This window comes from Nocardia sp. NPDC058497 (assembly GCF_042720195.1).
Taxonomy (GTDB): domain Bacteria; phylum Actinomycetota; class Actinomycetes; order Mycobacteriales; family Mycobacteriaceae; genus Nocardia.
Map to the genome: position 1 here is coordinate 1 of NZ_JBHXMY010000537.1, position 4,024 is coordinate 4,024.

At 67.7% G+C, this 4,024-nt stretch carries 5 protein-coding genes; all 5 read right to left on the minus strand.

The features are described 5' to 3' along the window. A partial coding sequence (locus tag ACFWPJ_RS26705; protein WP_378855320.1) for a hypothetical protein occupies positions 1-977 on the minus strand: 977 nt, incomplete at its 3' end. After that, positions 971-1,522 carry a nuclear transport factor 2 family protein gene (locus ACFWPJ_RS26710; protein WP_378855322.1) on the minus strand — a complete coding sequence of 184 codons (552 nt, stop codon included), beginning with the start codon at positions 1,520-1,522 and terminating at the stop codon, positions 971-973. The genes ACFWPJ_RS26710 and ACFWPJ_RS26705, both read right to left, overlap by 7 nt. Next, a complete protein-coding gene (locus ACFWPJ_RS26715) occupies positions 1,522-1,749 on the minus strand; it encodes a ferredoxin (protein ID WP_378855324.1) in 228 nt (75 codons plus the stop codon). The genes ACFWPJ_RS26710 and ACFWPJ_RS26715 overlap by 1 nt, the downstream gene beginning before the upstream one ends. Further along, positions 1,746-2,549 carry an SDR family oxidoreductase gene (locus tag ACFWPJ_RS26720; RefSeq protein ID WP_378855326.1) on the minus strand — a complete coding sequence of 268 codons (804 nt, stop codon included), beginning with the start codon at positions 2,547-2,549 and terminating at the stop codon, positions 1,746-1,748. The genes ACFWPJ_RS26715 and ACFWPJ_RS26720 overlap by 4 nt, the downstream gene beginning before the upstream one ends. Then, entirely contained in the window at positions 2,549-3,754 is a 1,206-nt protein-coding gene (locus ACFWPJ_RS26725) for a cytochrome P450 (RefSeq protein WP_378855328.1), read from the minus strand. Before ACFWPJ_RS26725 ends, ACFWPJ_RS26720 begins: the two co-directional genes overlap by 1 nt. Positions 3,755-4,024: the final 270 nt, after the last annotated feature.

Sequence of the window (4,024 nt, forward strand, 5' to 3'; positions counted from 1 at the left end):
CGCGGCCCAACCCCCGCCCCACCCCCCGTGAGCGAGTTACCGGTTTCGCGCCCGGGGTTCTGGGGGGTATCCCCCCCCCGCCCCGGGGCCCGCGCCGCCGGATCATCACCGAGCGCCAGGCAGCGCCTGATCCGTTCCGAGGTGAGTCCGGCGATCCCGGCGAACTGTTTGCGTCCGATGCCGAGGGCGGTCGCCGCGTCGGCGCGTTCCCGGATCGCGACCAGGAAACCGAGGGTCAGCAGGTGCTGCTGCAGGCAGATCTCGTCGGCCATCCGGCGCAACGCGGAGTTCGAGAAATCGGTGAAGCGCAGATCGCTCAGCAGCGGGCCGGAGTAGTCGGCCATGCCCTCCTCGGCCGGGTCGATCTCGGCTAGTTCCAGGTTCGCCGCAACGGAATTCGCCAGGATCGCGGCATTGCGGGGGACAGCGGGCGGGACGTGGGCGGGGTCGATGACGACCGTCCACGCGCACACCGGCGTGCGGTCGGCGGGTGTGCGCGGGGGCCGGTGCACAGGCCGTACCTGGGCGTGCGGGTTGGTGGCCAGTGCCGTCGCGTCGAAGGTGGGGTCTTCGATGTCGTGGCACATCGCCACCACGAATTCCTCGCCCATCGGCTCGACATCGGCCAGCGCGCCGCAGTGGTCGAGCCAGAACTCGCCGTGATCGTGGTCGTCGACCCGGAAGCGGAAGTCCATGAACTGCGGCGGCGCACCGATATCGAGTTGCAGCCCTTTGAAGATCGTCTCGACGCCGTCCCCGGTGATGCCGAGGGCGCGCCGCATCCGGCGCGTGTAGACGGGACTGGCCAGCTGCCATTCCTCGATGGCGACCGCGGTCATCCCCTCCCGGCCGAAGGCGGCGATGGTGTGCGCCATGCCGGAGCGGTCGATGAGGTGACCGCTCAGGAGCAACTCCGGGACCAGCGCCGCCAGCTGGTCCCGGGACAGATCGGCATACCTGCTCACGGGTGTCACCACAGAGACGCGGGCGATTCGCCGACGCGATACCAACCGGGGAGCGGGCCACCCGACACCGAGCGCTCGATGCGCTTCTGCATGCCGGGAGACAGGGCCCGGTCGGTGATCATGTCGAGGAACAAGGCGGAGACATTGCCGAAGTCGAAGAAGTCGCGCTGCCACGACCATTGGAAGTCGCCGCCGTAGCGGAACCAGCTGCCGCCGATGCCCTCGGGGGAGTAGTGGCGGCCGTCAGGACGTTGGCCCTCGTTGACCTGCTTCCAGAATCCGATGACGGTCCCGCTGCGATCGTCGACGACGAACTCCTGGTACGGATAGGTCCAGCCCTCGAGACCCATCATCTCCTGGCCGAGCGCGAGGTCACGGATCTCCTCGCGCCCGACCGCCATGAACTCCTGCTTGGGGCCGTAGTTCCACCCGTAGGTCGCGTCGACTGTGTACATCTCGGCGAGGGGCTTCCAATCGCCCTTCTCCTCGCACCGCTGGTTCTCCACCACCCAGCGCCGAACCATCTCGTCGAGTTCGGCCCGCTCGAAACCTGCCATCACACTGTGCCTTTCGATGTGGAGTCGGCATCGCCACCGTCAGCGATCGACAGAGCTTGCGTGGGACACCAGCGGATCGCGGCCTGGACGGCATCGCGGTCGGCGGGGCCCGGGCTGGGATCGGTGATCTGGACCGTGCCGCGCTTGGGCACCGTGAAGACCGCGGGCGCCTCGTCCTGGCACACCCCGTGCCCCTGGCACAGGTCCGCGTCGACCACGATTCTCATGACGAACTCCCTTCCTCGGTCGGCAGCGGGCGCAACGGCGCCTCGGGCTGCACTTCCACGAGCACCATGTGGGCCCCACGCGGCACCGAGACCACAGTCGCGACCGCGTCGGCCAGGTGCTCGGGCCGCAGCATGTACGGGTGGCGGGCGAAACCCCAGTCCTTCCAGTCCTGCAGCAGCGGCCCGACTACCTCGGGTGTCGAGTCCATCCCCATGCCCGTCAGGGTGGGGCCGGGTCGCACCAGCGAGGCACGGATCCCGGAGCCCTCGAGCTCCATCCGCAACTGACCTACCATGGCTTCCAGTCCGTTCTTGGCCGCGCTGTAGGCGCCGCTGCGCGGGCGCGGATTGTCGGCGCAATCGGAGGAGATCACCACGAGATCACCGCGCCGCCGCGCCGCCATCCCGGGCAGCACCCGGTGGATCAGCCGCTGCGCACCGACCAGATGGACCTGCACCTGGTGCAGGAATCGTTCTGGGTCCAACTCGCCGACGAGCGCGAATTCGATATCGCCCGCACCGGATACGAGGATCTCGGTGGGACCGAGCGCGTCTTCGGCGGCGGTCACGAAGGCGTCGACGGACGCGGCATCGGTGACGTCGAGATGGTGGGCGAAGGCCTCGCCGCCACCCGCGCGGATCTTGGCGGCGAGGTCTTCGCACCGCTGCACCCGGCGCGCGCCCAGCGCCACCGGATGGCCGAGTTCGGCCAGGGCCACCGCAGTCGCGGCGCCGATGCCGGAGGACGCGCCCGCCACCAGCGCGGGCCTGCGTTCGGGGTTCGGTTCGAATCGGGGCACTAGCGGACCTCTACTGTGATGGGGAGTTTGGCGAAGCCACGGACATTGGTCGAATGCACGCGCACGATCCCGCCGGGGTCGACGGCGAAACTCGCGACCCGGTTCGCGAACTCGCCGAGCACGACGCTCGCCTCGAGACGGGCCAGATGCGCGCCGAGGCAGAAGTGCACGCCGGCACCGAAACTCGCGAGCATGCCACCGTCGTTGCGGTCGATCCGGTAGCTGTCGCCGTCGGTGAACGCCGCCGGATCCCGGTTGGCCGAGCCGATCAGCAACAGCACCTTCGCCCCCGCCGGGATCGTCCCACCGTGGTAGTCGAGCGCGACCGCCGCGGTGCGGGCGACGATCTGGCTCGAGGTGTCGTAGCGCAGGGTCTCTTCGACCCAGTCGGCGACCAGGTCGGGGTCGGCGGCGACCTTGGCGTACTCAGCCGGGTTGGCCGCCGCCCAGTAGAGGGCGTTGCCGAGAAGCTTTGTGGTGGTTTCGTTTCCGGCGACGACCATCAGGAACATGAAGCCGATGATCTCGTCGTCGGTGAGGGTGTCGTCGTCGATCTCGGCCTCGAGCAGCGCCGAGGTGAGGTCGTCGCGGGGCTCGGCCCGGCGCTGAGCGACCATGTCGGCGTAGTAGCCGAACAGGCGGATCGAGGCGTCGATCGCGTCGGCGGGCACGTCGAGGACGCCCTCTTCGCGGTGCACCACCAGATCGGCCAGCCGGCGGATCTCGCCGCGATCGGACTCCGGGACGCCCATGAGTTCGGAGATGACATCCATCGGCAGCTTGCCCGCGACCTCGTCGATCCAGTCGAAGCTGCCGCGCGCCAGGGTGGGTTCGAGATGCTCCAGCGTGATCTGCCGGATCCGGTCCTCCATCTCGGCCACGCGTTTCGGAGTGAATCCCTTGTAGACGAGCCTGCGCATGCGCATATGCCGTGGATCGTCCATTGCCAGGAACGACATGACCCGATGCGCATGCGGTCCCCACGCCGCCGGATCCAGGGAAACACCATTGGCGCTGGAGAGCCGATTGCTGTCCCGAAAAGCCGCGATCACATCGGAATGGCGGGAGAGCGCCCAGAAATCGAGATCCGGATTGTGGTAGAGCGGTGCCTCGGTGCGCAATCGGTGGTAAGTCGGATACGGATCCTCGTGGAATCGGTAGTCGTACGGGTCGAAATGCACGGGCTCCACAGCGGCGCTGGTCATCGCGAATACCCCGGTTCCGATCGGACGTCCCCGACAGCTTCGGGACTGATCGGGCCCGAGGGAGACACGTAGCTGGACATGTGTCTGGACGGTACCACCGACCTGTGCGCGGCACAACGGTTTCGGGGAGGATCGACTCGATGGCTCGTGTCGGTGCCAGGTCGTCGGATGCGATCAAAAGTGCTGGTAATAAACATATTCAAGCTCACGAGCGAGGCTGAGTTCGGGTAGTTTCGCCCGATCCGAAAACTGGTCAGCAATCTGGAACAG